Annotated in this window: 14 protein-coding genes; 9 read left to right on the top strand and 5 right to left on the bottom strand. The window is 37.3% G+C overall.

The genetic code is table 11. The features are described 5' to 3' along the window. Window positions 1-44: 44 nt before the first annotated feature. Window positions 45-965, top strand: a complete 921-nt coding sequence (gene cyoE / locus F7732_RS20220; RefSeq protein ID WP_151575869.1) for a heme o synthase — start codon at window positions 45-47, stop codon at window positions 963-965. Window positions 966-1,027: 62 nt separating this feature from the next. Here cyoE and F7732_RS20215 read toward each other — a convergent pair whose 3' ends face one another. Both F7732_RS20215 and F7732_RS20210 read right to left on the bottom strand, forming a co-directional pair. After that, a complete protein-coding gene (locus F7732_RS20215; protein ID WP_151575868.1) occupies window positions 1,028-1,606 on the bottom strand; it encodes a biotin transporter BioY in 579 nt (192 codons plus the stop codon). Between the two features lie 105 nt (window positions 1,607-1,711). Then, complete coding sequence (locus F7732_RS20210; protein ID WP_240056701.1) at window positions 1,712-2,827, bottom strand: glycoside hydrolase domain-containing protein; 1,116 nt, start codon at window positions 2,825-2,827, stop codon at window positions 1,712-1,714. Between the two features lie 228 nt (window positions 2,828-3,055). Between F7732_RS20210 and F7732_RS20205 the strand changes: the two genes are divergently transcribed. From F7732_RS20205 to F7732_RS20185, 5 genes are all read left to right on the top strand, one after another. Continuing rightward, window positions 3,056-3,802, top strand: a complete 747-nt coding sequence (locus tag F7732_RS20205) for an NUDIX domain-containing protein (protein WP_151575933.1) — start codon at window positions 3,056-3,058, stop codon at window positions 3,800-3,802. Between the two features lie 16 nt (window positions 3,803-3,818). Next, window positions 3,819-4,361 carry a cysteine hydrolase family protein gene (locus F7732_RS20200; RefSeq protein ID WP_151575866.1) on the top strand — a complete coding sequence of 181 codons (543 nt, stop codon included), beginning with the start codon at window positions 3,819-3,821 and terminating at the stop codon, window positions 4,359-4,361. A gap of 19 nt (window positions 4,362-4,380) precedes the next feature. Beyond that, window positions 4,381-5,844, top strand: coding sequence for a nicotinate phosphoribosyltransferase (locus tag F7732_RS20195; protein ID WP_151575865.1), 1,464 nt, complete (start codon window positions 4,381-4,383; stop codon window positions 5,842-5,844). A gap of 15 nt (window positions 5,845-5,859) precedes the next feature. After that, window positions 5,860-6,681: an ammonia-dependent NAD(+) synthetase gene (nadE, locus tag F7732_RS20190; RefSeq protein WP_151575864.1), complete on the top strand. Its 822-nt coding sequence runs from the start codon at window positions 5,860-5,862 to the stop codon at window positions 6,679-6,681. Between the two features lie 385 nt (window positions 6,682-7,066). Continuing rightward, entirely contained in the window at window positions 7,067-7,747 is a 681-nt protein-coding gene (locus F7732_RS20185) for a hypothetical protein (protein WP_151575863.1), read from the top strand. A 104-nt stretch (window positions 7,748-7,851) separates the two neighbouring features. Here the strand turns inward: F7732_RS20185 and pflA are convergent, their stop codons facing one another. Both pflA and pflB read right to left on the bottom strand, forming a co-directional pair. Beyond that, window positions 7,852-8,580 (bottom strand): pyruvate formate-lyase-activating protein, encoded by a 729-nt coding sequence (gene pflA / locus F7732_RS20180; RefSeq protein ID WP_151575862.1) that lies wholly within the window; start codon window positions 8,578-8,580, stop codon window positions 7,852-7,854. Window positions 8,581-8,929: 349 nt separating this feature from the next. Further along, entirely contained in the window at window positions 8,930-11,155 is a 2,226-nt protein-coding gene (gene pflB, locus F7732_RS20175) for a formate C-acetyltransferase (RefSeq protein ID WP_151575861.1), read from the bottom strand. A 318-nt stretch (window positions 11,156-11,473) separates the two neighbouring features. Here pflB and safA point away from each other — a divergent pair, with 318 nt between their 5' ends. After that, complete coding sequence (gene safA, locus F7732_RS20170; protein WP_192913069.1) at window positions 11,474-12,091, top strand: SafA/ExsA family spore coat assembly protein; 618 nt, start codon at window positions 11,474-11,476, stop codon at window positions 12,089-12,091. Between the two features lie 223 nt (window positions 12,092-12,314). Here the strand turns inward: safA and F7732_RS20165 are convergent, their stop codons facing one another. Continuing rightward, window positions 12,315-12,767: a cupredoxin domain-containing protein gene (locus tag F7732_RS20165; protein WP_151575860.1), complete on the bottom strand. Its 453-nt coding sequence runs from the start codon at window positions 12,765-12,767 to the stop codon at window positions 12,315-12,317. 235 nt (window positions 12,768-13,002) lie between these two features. Between F7732_RS20165 and F7732_RS20160 the strand changes: the two genes are divergently transcribed. Together F7732_RS20160 and F7732_RS20155 are read left to right on the top strand one after the other, a co-directional pair. Continuing rightward, the gene (locus F7732_RS20160) at window positions 13,003-13,953 is read left to right on the top strand and encodes a glycine-rich domain-containing protein (RefSeq protein WP_151575859.1); all 951 of its coding nucleotides are present in this window, start codon (window positions 13,003-13,005) and stop codon (window positions 13,951-13,953) included. A gap of 293 nt (window positions 13,954-14,246) precedes the next feature. Beyond that, window positions 14,247-15,437 carry a D-alanyl-D-alanine carboxypeptidase family protein gene (locus tag F7732_RS20155; protein ID WP_240056700.1) on the top strand — a complete coding sequence of 397 codons (1,191 nt, stop codon included), beginning with the start codon at window positions 14,247-14,249 and terminating at the stop codon, window positions 15,435-15,437. Window positions 15,438-15,738 lie beyond the last annotated feature (301 nt).

The raw sequence follows: 15,738 nt of genomic DNA, 5'->3' as shown, positions 1-15,738 counted from the left end.
TCCTTATATAAAGTGATTACATGTAAAGGAAAGAATATGTGGTAATGGCAAATAAACATGAAGAGATAACGATACAGAAACAACCAATGACAAAAATTTTAGCTGCAACAGTTAAAACAGGAATTATAAAATCGAATCTAATTCCTATGTTTGCTGGACTTACATTGGCAATATATACGTATGATTTAGATCTTATAGATCAAATCCCGAATATACTTTTTGCCCTTATTGGTTCAATTTTAGTGATGGGTGCAGCTGGTGCATTTAATAACCTGTATGATCGGGATATTGATGCGGTAATGGAAAGAACGAAGCAAAGACCAACTGTTACAAATGAAATAACATTTTCTAAAGCATTATGGCTGGCAATCATTATGACAATCGCTGGAATCATTTCGCTTGCATTAGCCTCTCCATTAGCTGCCATCATCGGTTTTGCGGGCTTGTTCTTATATGTGGTGCCATACACCATGTGGAGCAAGAGAAGAACAGTCTATAATACGGAAATCGGGAGTCTGTCTGGAGCTACACCGCCATTAATTGGCTGGGCTGCTATTAATCCTGAAATTACCCATCCAGCGATATTAGGATTATTTATTATTACGATTATTTGGCAAATGCCGCATTTTTACGCAATTGGCATTCGCAGACATGATGAATATAAACGTGCTGGTGTGCCTATGCTTCCTGTTGTAAAGGGGATAAAAAGGACATATTGGCAAACGAATTTTTATCTGGTTTTATTGATCTTAACAAGCTTTCTTTTTAGCTCTTTAAGCATGGGTTTAACACTTGTTGCATTTCTCCTTGGAGGCGGATGGCTAGCCTTAAGTATTTATGGATATCACAAAATGGATCCAGAAAAATGGGCAAAAACAATGTTTATCTATTCGCTTTTGCATATGACCATTCTTTTTTCAACAGTCATAGTCTACTCGCTAGTGGGAACGATCTTTAATTTATAGGCAGAAATAAAAAAAGAAGCCAAGGCGTCTAAAAGGACGCTTTGGCTTACTTTGTGTTTTATTTAAGCTGTTTTCTTCGCTGTATACTCTGTAGGCAGTAAAAGCTTGGCTGATTGCAGCCGTTTTCTTACTAAAACTCCAATCCATGCAGCCAATGCTGCTTTAATAAGACCAACAATGATGAATGGTGTAATTCCGCCGGCAATAGCAGCAAGCCAGGACATATCAGCAGCAATCTTTAGCCAGACAGTACCAAAAATAAGAGCAATCAGCATACCGATTGTATTTGCGATCATTGCATGTAAAAAGGTAAAAGCGGTTTTCTCCATATAAAAGCCCATTATAAATACGGCAGGAATAAAGCCAATTAAATATCCGCCTGTTGGCCCAACAATGGTAGAAAGCCCACCTGAAAATTCAGCAAACACAGGAACACCAGCAGCGCCAATCATTAAATATAAAAGAACCGAAAAAGTGCCATATTTTGCCCCTAGTATAGTTGCAGCAAGTCCGATTGCCAATGTTTGTCCTGTAATCGGAACAGGAGGGATAGGAATGACCATCTGCGCCATCACGCCTATCACGGCCGCAAATAGAGCAGTAACAATCATTGATCTAAGTTTAATTTGTTCGCTATTCATATGTATCTCCCTTTCTAAATATGTAAACTATTTATCGTTGTTAGTTTACATTATAAAGAAAAGGATGGTTTTTAGTCAACTGAATTTTCTATTAAGTTTACTATTTTAACTCCATAAATAATCGGTTAAAGCACCACGAAATAAGTTTGTATCAATATTACATGTTTGAGCGTCAAGACCATATTGCCATCCATAGACTTGTGAACCTTCTGGAGCTTCGGGATTATATTCTGGCGCATTCTCCTTCGTAGTAATCCCTTCCTGTGGAGATGCGGTCCAAATAATCATGTCATTCTGCAAGTCAGAATTATTCGCAGCCGCTGCAGCATATTCTGTAAATAATGCTCGTTCAGAATCAAAAACACCGTACACGCCAGGAACATAAGAAGATTCACTTAATCCGTCATAATAACCGCGAATAAATTCGCTATCAACCGGATAATTTGGTTCAATATCCGCAAAAATGGCAACTCCTTCTGGTATTCCAAGCTGCCTTGCTTCTTCAATTGCTTGTCTAGCTTCGTTTTGCCCATTTTCGTAGCCTGTGGCATTAGTGAAATGATTCCATATAATTAGGACTTCAATTCCTTCATTATGAAGAAGATCAATTTCTTCAGGGGTTATACCAGCTGATACACCTTCCTTTTCCCCTAAATATCGGCCCCAGATTGCTGGATCACCAAAATTTTCACGAACACAGGAAAGCAAGTCGTTTGTGGTTAGACTCGCTGAGTCTACACCCCAAACGACTTCTTCACTACCGTTTCCGTTACCGCTGGCATTTTGATCGCTGCTGCTTTGATCAGCATTTTCTTCACTCGAGTTCTGATCATTTCCAGCATCATTACTCTCATCAGAATTTTGATCTTGATTGGATGATGCACCATCAGTATGGTTTGTAATATCATTTTGAACGTTTACATCGACATTAACGTTAATATTGTTTGTTATATTGTTATCAATTGAATTATTGTTTCCGTTCTCTATTTGATTATCTATCGAATTATTTATATTTGCTTTATCGCTATTAACATCATTTTCAACATTATTTATAACACCGCTTTCTCCGCCGCTAGCTGGTTCGGATTCCTCGGTTTCATTGGCATGCGTTTCTCCGCTTGGATGATCTTCCTTACTGTCAATAAAAGAGAATAGAAATATAGACACTACCGCTGCAGCAAATGCTGTGATGGCATAAGATAGCCATTGTTTTCGATTCAATGTTCCTTGCCTCCTTCGGTATATAGTTATGAATACTTTGTGGGTAAGATCCATACATCCTATGCAAAATGAGAGGCAGGCGTGAAAAAGCAAAAATTAGTGAGTAAGAGAAAAAAAATAGGGAAAATAAAGTAAAAGACTTTCTTTCTTGGAGAAGATTGCATATAATAAAATTAACAATTAACATTTTGTTAAATATAAAAGGTGGTGACGTTTTAACAATTGGATATGAACCAAAAATATCGTACACCTGATGGCTATACGGCTGATATTGCTGTTTTCACGATTGTCACTGAAAAAAGAGAGGTTTTTAAACCTCCTGTTATGTCATTGAAAATTATGCTTATAAAGCGCAGTGAATTGACTGCAGAAGGGACAGCAAATATTGAGGCAGGAAAGTGGGCACTTCCTGGAGGTTTCGTCAAAGAAAGTGAAAATGGACGGGAAGCCGCTCAAAGAGAATTAATGGAAGAAACAGGCATTCAAAATATTCATATGAAGCATTTTGCAGTGTTTGATCAGCCTGGAAGGGACCCGCGCGGATGGATTCTTTCAAACGCCTTCTACGCGCTAGTGCCTGAACACTTATTAAAAAGCCGTCAAGCAAATGATGATGCAGCAGATGTTGCCCTTTTTTCAGTTACCGAAGTGCTGAAATCGGAATTAGCTTTTGATCATCAGGAAATAATCAAACAAGCGCTTGAAATGGTTACTAAGGTCATGCTTCAGACAACCGCAGCCAAAAATTTTCTGCCAGATGAGTTCACATATTCAGAGCTTCAAGCTGTGCTCTCAACTGTCACAAATGATTCTGCCATATTGAATGAACAATCATTTGCAAGAAAGATTAAAACATTGCCGTTTATTGAATTAGCAGATGGAAAAACGACACAGCGGACATCCAAAAAAGGAACAAAGCTTTATCGCTTTATTGATATGGATATCGTAAATCCTATCTATACCGCCAGATATTAATGAAGGAGGAATCAGTGTGAATAAAGCTTTAATAGTCATTGACTACACAAATGATTTTGTTACTGGTGCATTGCCATGTGGAGAACCTGCCATCAAGATTGAAGATAAAATCACATCATTAACGGAAGAATTTATCTATGGAGGAGATCCAGTTTTTTTCGCAATCGATTTGCATCACGAAGGAGATCCTTTTCACCCGGAAACTGCATTATATCCTCCGCACAATATTGCTGGAACTGAAGGAAGAAATTTATATGGGAAGCTTGCAGATGTGTATGAGAAATATAAATTGGAAAACCATGTAATATGGAAAGATAAAACACGATATAGTGCATTTGCCGGGACCAACATTGAGCTGCTGCTTCGGGAAAGAGGCATTCAAGAGCTTCATCTTGTTGGGGTCTGTACAGATATTTGTGTGCTTCATACTGCTGTGGATGCATATAACAAAGGATTTAAAATCAATATTCACAGTGATGCAGTTGCGAGTTTTAATGCAATAGGACATGAGTGGGCACTTTCCCATTTTAAAAATACTTTAAATGCAAACATAATCTAAACGGAGAAGGTGAGTCATTATGGGTACAATTTTTGAAGATGATAGCTTAGGGCTTCACACAGATCTTTACCAAATCAATATGGCTTTCACTTATTGGCAGGACGGCATTCATGAAAATAAGGCTGTTTTTGATCTCTTTTTTCGCAAGCTGCCTTTTGGAAATGGATATGGAATTTTTGCAGGTTTGGAGAGAGTGATTGAATATCTGCAAGGTTTTTCATTTACAGAAAGTGATATCCAATTTTTACGTGAAACATTGAACTATCCAGAGGAATTTCTTGCGTATTTAAGTGAATTGCGTTTTACAGGTACAGTTAACTGTATGGAAGAAGGAGAATTGGTTTTCGGCAATGTGCCTATTTTAAGGGTGGAGGCATCACTAGCAGAAGCACAATTGATTGAAACAGCCCTGTTAAACATTGTTAACTATCAAACATTGATCGCTACAAAAGCGGCAAGAATTAAAGAGGTTGTTGGTGATGAAGTTGCCATGGAATATGGTTCACGGCGCGCCCAGGAACTTGATGCTGCGATTTGGGGCACTAGAGCAGCTTTTATTGGCGGATTTCAGGCTACATCAAATGTAAGAGCCGGAAAGAAATTCGGAATACCAGTAGCTGGTACGCACGCCCATGCCCTTGTCCAAGCATATGGAGATGAATATAAGGCTTTTCATAAATATGCAGAAAGCCATACAGATTGTGTATTTCTAGTCGACACTTATAACACCCTGCGTTCAGGAGTGCCTAATGCAATTAAAGTGGCAAAAGAGCTTGGAGATAAGATCCGATTTAAAGGAATTCGGCTTGATAGCGGTGACTTAGCGTATCTGTCAAAGGAAGCACGGAAAATGCTTGATGATGCTGGGTTCACTGAGACAAAAATCATTGCTTCTAATGATCTTGATGAGTATACCATTATGAACTTAAAGGCCCAAGGTGCTAAAATTGATATATGGGGAATCGGGACGAAGCTAATTACTGGCTATGACCAGCCAGCACTGGGAGCGGTATATAAACTAGTCAGTATTGAAAGAGACGGAGAAATGACCGATACCATTAAAATTAGTGCGAATCCTGAAAAAGTATCAACACCAGGACTTAAAAAAGTTTACCGTATAATCAATAAGGCAAATGATAAATCAGAAGGCGATTATATTGCCCTAGATTATGAAGATCCACAGCAGGAGGAACGGTTAAAAATGTTCCATCCAGTCCACACGTATATTAGTAAATTTGTGACAAATTTTGAAGCAAAAGAACTCCATGTGCAAGTTTTCAGTAATGGCGAACTGACTTATCAAAAGCCGGAGGTCGAGAAAATTCAGCAAAAAGTAAAAGCAAATCTCAGCCTGCTTTGGGATGAATATCGCCGCGCATTAAATCCTGAAGAATACCCTGTTGATTTAAGTCCTGCTTGCTGGGAAAACAAAATGAATCATATTGCCGCTATTAAAGAGAAGGTTAAACAAAATGAAAAATAGAGAGGATGCTGTAAATTGAGCTTGCAGTCTGAAATTATTGCCGCATTAAATGTAAAACCAGAAATTGACCCAAAAGAAGAGATAGCTAATCGTATTCAGTTTCTAAAGGATTACTTGAAAAAAACAAACGCAAAAGGCTATGTGCTGGGCATTAGCGGGGGGCAGGATTCTTCATTGGCTGGACGCCTTGCTCAATTAGCTGTCGAGGAATTGCGCTCAGAAGGAAATGAAGCAACATTTGCAGCGATTAGACTGCCTTACGGTACACAACTGGATGAAGATGATGCGCAGCGTGCCATGGATTTTATTAAGGCAGATCAAGAATTTTCATTTAATATTAAAACAGCTGTGGATGCTGTTAAAGAAACTTATGACACGTCTGCAGCCGGAGATGAACTGAAGGATTATCATAAAGGAAATGTAAAGGCAAGAATGAGAATGATCGCACAATATGTTTTTGGCGGACAAAAAAACCTGCTTGTCATTGGAACAGATCATGCTGCAGAAGCGGTAACTGGGTTCTTTACTAAATATGGTGATGGCGGTGCGGACGTATTGCCATTAACAGGCTTATCCAAACGGCAAGGAAAACAGCTGCTTCAAGAGCTTGGGGCAGAAGAGAGAATTTATTTAAAGGTTCCGACAGCCGATTTACTTGATCAAAAGCCTGGCCAGGCAGATGAAACAGAGCTTGGTATTTCTTATGATCAGCTGGACGACTATTTGGAAGGCAAAACAGTTCCAGCAGATGTTGCTGAAAAAATTGAAAAACGCTTTGTGATGACAGAACATAAGCGACAAGTGCCAGCATCTATGTTTGATACATGGTGGAAATAATTTTTGTGACATATAATTTAATGTAGATGAAAAGCCCAAACGATATGGAGAGATTCTTTTACTCCATCAAATCGTTTGGGTTTTTTGTTCCTTTCTTCATTGATCGCTTATCATCTGCTTTTTAAAATGTACTTTAGAAATGTAGCTATTATATATTGCTGAATCTAAATTGCAAATAAAATAGGTTTAAGGCAAAGAATTCAGGATAAAGTGAAATATCTGTAACTTTTAAATAACTACTACGTCAAATGTAGAAAGATAGAAATATGTTGAAATTATTCTGTAACATTTTTGAAATATTTTTAAATGAATTATCAACTTTTACGTTTTTTGCATCGTCTAATTAGTAAACAAATTAAAGCAAGAGAAAAAGGAGTGGATGATTGTGAAGAAGAAATGGATTTATACTTTAGTGGCGACTTTATTCTTTTCTGCAGCAGGAGCTTTTTATTATGAAGGCAGACCTGATGATGCTTCTGCAAACGAAGAGCAAGTAAATGAGGAGATTAAAAGTGACAGTCAGGATGCTGTAACTGGAACTGCAGATGAAGAAACTGAATCTAATAATGAGTTAAACAAGGAAGATCCTAGTGAAGCAGAAGAACCAGTAAAAGAAGAAGTTGATCATCAATCTGAAACCAATCCAGCTAATGATGAAAAGCAAGTAGGAAAGACGGAAGACACGGATGAGAAGCCTGAGACAATTGTATCTCCAGAAGGGGATACCTATCATTTAATTGAAGACAAAACAAAATATAGTAATCTTGCAGATTTGATCGATGCTGCTGCAAGCATTGATGCATCTTTATATGGCATTAAAAATTCTGATGTATTTACCATTATAAAGAATGGCGAGCCAATCGGCGGGTTATCAACAGGCAGTTTGTCTATTGATCCGAAGTATAAAAGTTTTGCCATTCAAATACACAGCTTTTATAAGGACAAAGGGCTGGAAGATAATATTAATCTAGCTATTCGAACAGGTGCCAGCATTACTGTAAACTTTGATGAATATACAGGTTATCATATTCAACATAAAAACGGCAGACTAATTATTAATCATTAATTTTGTTGTTGTTTTTCTCTACAATGGATAGTATATTAAATATACACTAATCACTCATACATGTATAAAAAAGCATTCCTGATCACTAGGAATGCTTTTTCGTATTATTGTGTTGTTAATAGCTGATAAGCCCACTCAGCTTTTTCTTCGCTAGGTGGTTCAATATCCTTTAAAGGATAGTCTAATCCAAGAGCCTCCCATTTATAAACACCAAGTTTATGATATGGCAACACTTCTACCTTTTTAACGTTATTTAAAGTGCTAATAAAGCTGCCTAAATGGACCAAATCTTCTTCAGAATCTGATATTGTTGGAACAAGTACATGGCGAATCCAAACAGGAACTTGTTGATCTGATAAGAATTTGGCAAATGACAAGATATGCTCGTTTGTTAACCCTGTTAATTTCTTATGTTTGTCTTTATCAATATGCTTTAGGTCAAGCAATATTAAATCGGTGTATTTCAGTACTTCTTTTAATTGACTCTGAAAATGAGGGGAAGTGGAATAACAGCCTCCTGAAGAGTCAATAGTCGTATGAATACCAAGTTTTTTGCATTCCTTAAACAATTCAATTAAAAAGGGCAGCTGCAATAAAGGTTCTCCGCCGCTGACTGTAATACCTCCGCCTGATGATTCAATGAAAGGAAGATATGTTTTTAAATCAGCAATGATTTCGGAAACAGACATTTGTTTACCTGTGCCAATCTCCCAAGTATCTGCGTTATGACAGAATTGGCAGCGCAGAAGGCACCCCTGCGTAAAAATGACATATCGAATGCCTGGTCCATCAACTGTTCCAAAGGTTTCTATTGAATGTATATTTCCGTTCATTGTGATCTTCCTTTCATGATTCAAGAGTATTGAAGGGGAGAAATCAGGCGAAGCTGATTTCTCATTGTAAGAAGGGCGAGCGCCTTCCGCTTTTATTGTTCTCTAGCTGCAGGCGCTAGGGACTCGAGGTCTTAAGCCAATCTGTCCAGAAGGTTAAAGAACAACCTTCTAGCCATCTTGTCTTAAGCTTGTCGTCCCTGGGCGAGCGCCTTCCGCATTTCTTGTTGTCTTGCTGCAGGCGCTAGGGACTCGAGGTCTTAAGCCAATCCAGTCAAAAGGTCAAAGAACGACCTTCCGCCTGGCTCGTCTTAAGCTTGTCGTCCCTGGCAAGCGCCTTCCGCATTTCTTGTTACATTGTTTCGTGGAAGGTTCTGTTGATTACGTCTAGTTGCTGTTCTTTTGTTAGTTTAATAAAGTTTACTGCGTATCCTGAGACGCGAATGGTTAGCTGCGGGTATTCTTCAGGATGTTCCATAGCGTCTAAAAGTGTTTCTCTGTTAAATACGTTAACATTTAAATGGTGGCCTTCTTTAATGGAATACCCATCAAGGATGGAAACAAGGTTGCTCTTTCTTGACTCATCATCTTTACCAAGAGCTTTAGGGACAATTGAGAAGGTATTAGAAATACCATCCTGTGCGTAATCATAAGGAAGTTTTGCTACAGATGATAAGGAAGCAAGTGTTCCTTTACGGTCACGGCCATGCATTGGGTTTGCACCAGGTGCAAATGGTTCACCAGCACGGCGGCCGTCAGGTGTATTTCCGGTTTTCTTACCATAAACGACGTTAGAAGTAATGGTTAAGATCGACATTGTATGCAATGAATTGCGGTATGTCTGGTGTTTGCGAAGCTTTGTCATAAATGTTTCAACAATATTAATCGCGATGCTGTCTACACGATCATCGTTGTTTCCATATTGCGGATAATCACCTTCTGTTTCAAAATCAACTGCAACTCCATTTTCATCACGGATTACTTTTACTTTTGCATGTTTGATGGCACTTAATGAGTCAGCAACTACACTTAATCCTGCGATCCCAGTTGCCATTGTGCGAAGAATTTCTGTATCATGCAATGCCATTTCGATTCGTTCATAGCTGTACTTGTCATGCATGTAGTGAATTACATTTAATGTGTTGATGTATAATCCTGCGAGCCATTCCATAACATTATCAAACTTCTGCATCACTTCTTCATAATCAAGTACATCAGAAGTAATAGGAGAGAAGCTAGGAGCTACTTGAATTTTCAGCTTTTCATCTACGCCTCCGTTAATCGCATATAATAACGCTTTTGCGAGATTGGCGCGTGCTCCAAAGAATTGCATTTGTTTTCCAATTTCCATAGCAGAGACACAGCAGGCAATTCCATAATCATCACCATACTCTGGTCTCATGATATCATCGTTTTCATACTGGATAGAGCTCGTATCAATTGACATTTTCGCACAATATTTTTTAAAACCTTCAGGAAGATCTTTTGACCATAGGACAGTTAAATTTGGCTCTGGTGCTGGTCCAAGGTTCTTTAATGTATGAAGAAAGCGGAATGAGTTCTTTGTTACAAGCGGACGGCCGTCAATTGCCATACCGCCGATTGATTCAGTTACCCATGTAGGGTCTCCGCTGAATAGATCGTTATAATCAGGGGTACGGGCAAATTTTACTAAACGAAGCTTCATGATGAAATGATCAACAATTTCTTGTGCTTCAACTTCAGTAAGGGTACCATTTTCGATATCTCTTTCAATATAAATATCAAGGAATGTAGATACACGTCCAAGGCTCATTGCCGCACCATTTTGTTCTTTAATGGCAGCAAGGTAACCAAAGTATAGCCATTGGAATGCTTCTGCCGCATTGTTTGCAGGTTCTGAAATGTCGAAGCCATAGCTTGCAGCAAGCTGTTTTAATTCATTAAGAGCCCGTACTTGCTCTGAAAGCTCCTCGCGAAGGCGCATTATTTCTTCGGACATTACGCTGCTTGAGTTTTTGATATCTTCTTTCTTCGCTTCAATTAAGCGGTTAACTCCATATAATGCTACACGTCTATAGTCACCAATGATTCTGCCGCGGCCATAAGCATCTGGAAGTCCGGTAATAATTGCCGCTTTTCTAGCTAATTTCATTTCATCTGAATATGCATCAAATACACCTTGGTTATGTGTTTTGCGAAATTCTGTAAAGATTTTTTCCATTTCTTTGCTTGCTTCGAATCCATATGATTCACATGCTTGCACAGCCATGCGGACACCGCCAAATGGCTGGAGGGACCGTTTGAAAGGTTTATCAGTTTGTACACCAACTACCTTTTCTAAATCCTTGTTTAAATAGCCAGGTCCATGTGAAGTAATCGTTGAAACAATTTCAGTATCCATGTCAAGGACACCGCCATTTTCTCTCTCCTGCTTTGTAAGGTCCATAACTTGTTCCCATAATCGGTCAGTTCCCTCAGTTGAACCGACTAAGAATGACTCATCTCCATCATAAGGCTTAAAATTCTGAAGAATAAAATCGCGGACATTTACTTCTTTATTCCATTTGCCGTCAGTAAAACCATTCCATTGTTTCATTATCAAGTCACCTCTGTAAAAAATGATTTTAAATATCTTATAACAGTTGATACAACTTAACTACAATTTGAGTATAACAGATATATTGTGAAAACAATCACAATAAATATGAACGTATTGTGAACACTTGGTAAATATAGATTTTTTACCTATTTAACACTATGAGTATAGTGGTAAATAGATAACTGTATTATATTAATATGTCTTAAAACTCGAACTGTTATATATAGTAATCTATGGGGAACTTTAATGAAATTAGGCAACTTCGGCAACATTTACCGCTATTTAAATAGCAAGTTATCTGTTTTAATTAAGACTATGAAAAAACTACTTCTAACTTTCATGTTGTCTGTTACTCTAGTCTTTGGAATTTATACCTCAGCATCTGCAGCGTCTGTACACAGTGTTCAGACAGGAGACACGATGTGGAAAATTGCGTTAAAATATCAGGTTGGAGTTTCTGAGATTATAAGTGCAAATCCATCTGTTTCAAATCCTAATATGATTTATCCTGGTCAAAAGCTTAATATACCATCTTTATCAGCTTCTACATTAACGATTGAAGAAGAAGTTTTAAAGCTGGTAAACCAAGAAAGAGCCAAATATGGGTTAAAACCATTAACATCAAATTGGGAGCTTGCAAGAGTTGCTAGATACAAATCTCAAGATATGATTAATAAGAATTACTTTGACCACAATTCACCAACGTATGGTACACCATTCCAAATGATGAAAAACTTTGGAATTACGTATAAAACGGCTGGTGAAAATATTGCAGCAGGTCAAACGTCAGCACAAGCAGTTGTGACTGCGTGGATGAATAGTGAAGGGCACCGTAAAAACATTCTTTCTTCAAGCTACACACAAATGGGTGTTGGTTACGTAAAAGGCGGATCATATGGCCATTACTGGACACAGATGTTTATTTCTAAATAAAAAATAAGTTTTTATCCATTAAAAAGGATGTCCAATCTAAATTGAGGACATCCTTTTTTGCATTTTAAATAGTTGGAAATGAGCAGCTGAGAATGATTATGCGAAGCAGCTAATTGAGGTGAAGATGTATGTGGAATCAAACTAAGCCGTTTTCTTTCTGGTTTTGTCTTAATAAGGTAACATGATAAAATATTACAATCTGTCAAAAATATAAGACAATTTTTTAATCTACCACGATATATGCAATCATCGTACCATGATTTTCATGATGGGAATGAACATTACAAATGAGCTTATATGTTCCTTCTTTCGCAAAATTTAATGGTACTACGGTTTCCTCTCCTTTTTTAACGACACCTTTTATGTCTGTACCTTCAATGTAAAATGGATGCTCACTTCCATTAACACCTAAAATTTTTAAATTTACATTTTCGCCTTTTTCAACAAATATGGTACCGGGATCCCAGCGGTAAACTTCCATCTCTTTTCCATCAGCAGTGTTAGTTGTAAATTCGCCTGTTACCATGTGAATGTCTCTGGCATTCTCACCTGCAGCAGGACTGAATGCAGTAACATTTTCAGATCTTGTGTAAATAACTGCTGCTGCACTTGCAACCACAGTTAACACAGCCAAAAACAAGATAATTGTTCTCTTTTTTAATACAAAAAATGTCATTCCTTTTTCTCCCCCTCAAATAGTTTGTCCATTATAAAGGTATGCGAAATAGACAGGCAAACTTGTCTATTTTCATGTTTTTTTTTTAGAAAACCTTGAAAACATTTATTTAACATGAAGATAGTGATTTCCATGTAGACAAAAAGAGGGAAAAGTGTAAAAATTTAAATATAACTTATGGATAAATACCAGTTCCTTTAATTTTGATGTTTTTCTAAAGAAATGGGGGAGAGGCATGGAATTTTTTGTTGTTATTTTTATAATGATCTTCTTAGCTGTGATCATTACAGCAGCAAACAGACCTAAAAAACGAATTGGGACTTTAAAGAAAACACCAGTACCAGATGATTTAGGTCTGCAAATAACAGCTGCAATGCCAATTGAAGAAAAACTTGAGCAGTCACTGCCATTTTCGTATGAAGACAATGTGCTTAACAGAGTAGTAAGAGAGTTTCCAAAAACGTCTTCTCTTCAAGTGGACTGGGCAATTTATGAGTTAAAAAGGTATTTTGTCATGAATGCCATTTTAAAATCTGTTCCAATGTTCAGTGCAAAAGCTGATGAAGTCTGGCATGAAATGCTGATGTTTACAAGAGAGTATCAGCAATTTTGCAATTCGTTCTTTGGAGGATATTTACACCATGCGCCAAACTTAAATACTGCTCCAATTCCTGGAGAACGTGCATTTTTTGATTGGGTCTATTTAAGTTTATTTAAAGTAGAAGAAAACAGTAAGATCATTTGGGGAGCATTTCTTAAACATCCAATGAAAAAGGAAATTCTTAGTGATTTTCGCAATATGGATGACGAAGCGTTACTTGAGAAATATTTTAATACAGGCAAAGAATACATGGATGTAAAAATGTATCTAATCCACAAGATGAAAGATGAAATGAATGAAGCGGATCGTTTAATGAACAATGGAGATTTATTGACCCTTGAAAAAGGGACGGACAAATCTCAAGTATATATGTATGCTTCGAGTGCGATTATCTTTTATTCTCTATATGAGCCGGATCTTTATGAAGATCATATGCATGAATACATGCCGAAAGAATTGACGAAGGATCACTATGCAGGAGGAGGATCATCATGCTCCGGGTTTGGGTGCAACAGTTCGTCAGATTCAGATAGCGGTGGAGGATCAAGCTGTTCAAGCTGCGGTGGCGGAGGGTGCAGCAGTTAATAAGAAATAACATTGACCAGATACCAATATAAAAAAACTTGTCATAAGACAGGTTTTTTTAATGTAATTAAAATAATATTTTCCAGAGGTATTTCTTTTATGATAAGAATCTAAGTAAAAAGAATTAGAATAAGATACTTCATATAGGACATAACGCTTACCAATTCTCATTTTTTTCAAAAAAAGGAAGAAACATTTCATTTTATTAACAATTTAATTTCATTTATAAATCACAGTCAATATTTTGGTACAATCTATAAAGGTTAAAGGCTAAGTATTGGATGTGTATATTTGTGAAGAAACTTATATCATTTGTTCTATTTTCTTTTATTATGATTCCTTTTTCAACCCACACCTACGCTGAAACGGCAATTGTTGAAGAAAAAAAAGTGGGGTATCCTGAAATCGTCAGTGAAGCCGCTATTTTAATGGATTCTGATACAGGTGCAATCCTTTATGAGAAAAATGCACAGGAAAAAATGGCTCCTGCGAGCTTAACGAAAATAGCTACTGCGATCTACGCTCTTGAAAAAGGTGATTTATCAGATATTGTGACTGTTAGTGAGGATGCAAGAAATGTTGTTGGCACTCGTGTTTATTTAGAAGAAGGAGAGCAGGTTTCTCTCTTGAAACTGCTTCAGGGAATGCTAATTAACTCGGGAAATGATGCAGCATGGGCAATTGCTGAATACACAGACGGGAATATCGATCAATTCTCAAAACATTTAAATGAATACTTAGAAGAAAAAATAGGAGTGAAAAACACTCATTTTACCAACCCACATGGCTTATACAACGAGGATCATTATACGACAGCAGAAGATTTGGCTTTAATTACGAATTATGCAATGCAAAATGAAACTTTTCGAACCATTTTTGGTGAAACAGAATTGAAGTGGGCGGGAGAATCTTGGGATACTACTTTATATACGCACCATTTAATGCTTCTAGATCAGTATTCATACGAATGGGTGACAGGCGGGAAAACTGGATTTGTAAATGAATCAAAACAAACTCTTGCTACAACTGCCTCTAATGGTTCACTAAATTTAACCGCCATTGCCCTAAAAGCTGATTTTAAGCGTGATATCTATCAAGACACAATTAAGATTTTCGATTATGGATTTAATACCTATATTCATGATCATATCGATAAAAATGAAGTCTATCAGGATAATGAGAATATTTATACAACAAATGGACAAACAATAGAAGTTACCATTCCATCCAATCACAAGTACAGGGAAGAGTTATCAGATAATGGAGAGCTGCAATTTTTTAATGATGATCGTACGTATGTGCAGTCCATTCAGCTTCACCGTAAACCTTCAGAAGAGAATATATCTCAGCACTTAAAAAGTGCAGCACCGCCACCAGCTGAAGAAAAAGGCGAGGATAATAAAAACTGGGTTGTGAATGCATTATTAACTGCTGGTATGCTTGTAATTGCTATAGTCGGCGTTCGTAAATTAAAAAGACTTTAGAAACTTAGAATATTGTCGGATGGAGAATGGAACATAAGTATTTAAGTAATCCGAATGGTAAAACATTCGGATTTTTTGTTGCTTCTGCTAAAAAAATTTAAAAATATGAATGAAATGGAGTGGAGGGCCCTCGACTCCTGCGGGCTGCAGAGCAAAGGGTGAACCCCCGCAGGAACGGAGTGAGGGCACTGATTTTCTTATAATTTATGTTTCTTGTTTAACCCAGTGGGAATCTATACTGAATTTTATAAAGTAAAAAAGCCATTTTCTGTCTTTTATCAGATAGAAAAGTGGCTTTTTC

This window comes from Bacillus mesophilum (assembly GCF_008923265.1).
Classification (GTDB): Bacteria; Bacillota; Bacilli; order Bacillales; family Cytobacillaceae; genus Cytobacillus; species Cytobacillus mesophilum.
Note: the sequence above shows the minus strand (reverse complement) of the source record. Positions and strands in the feature narration are given on the sequence as shown.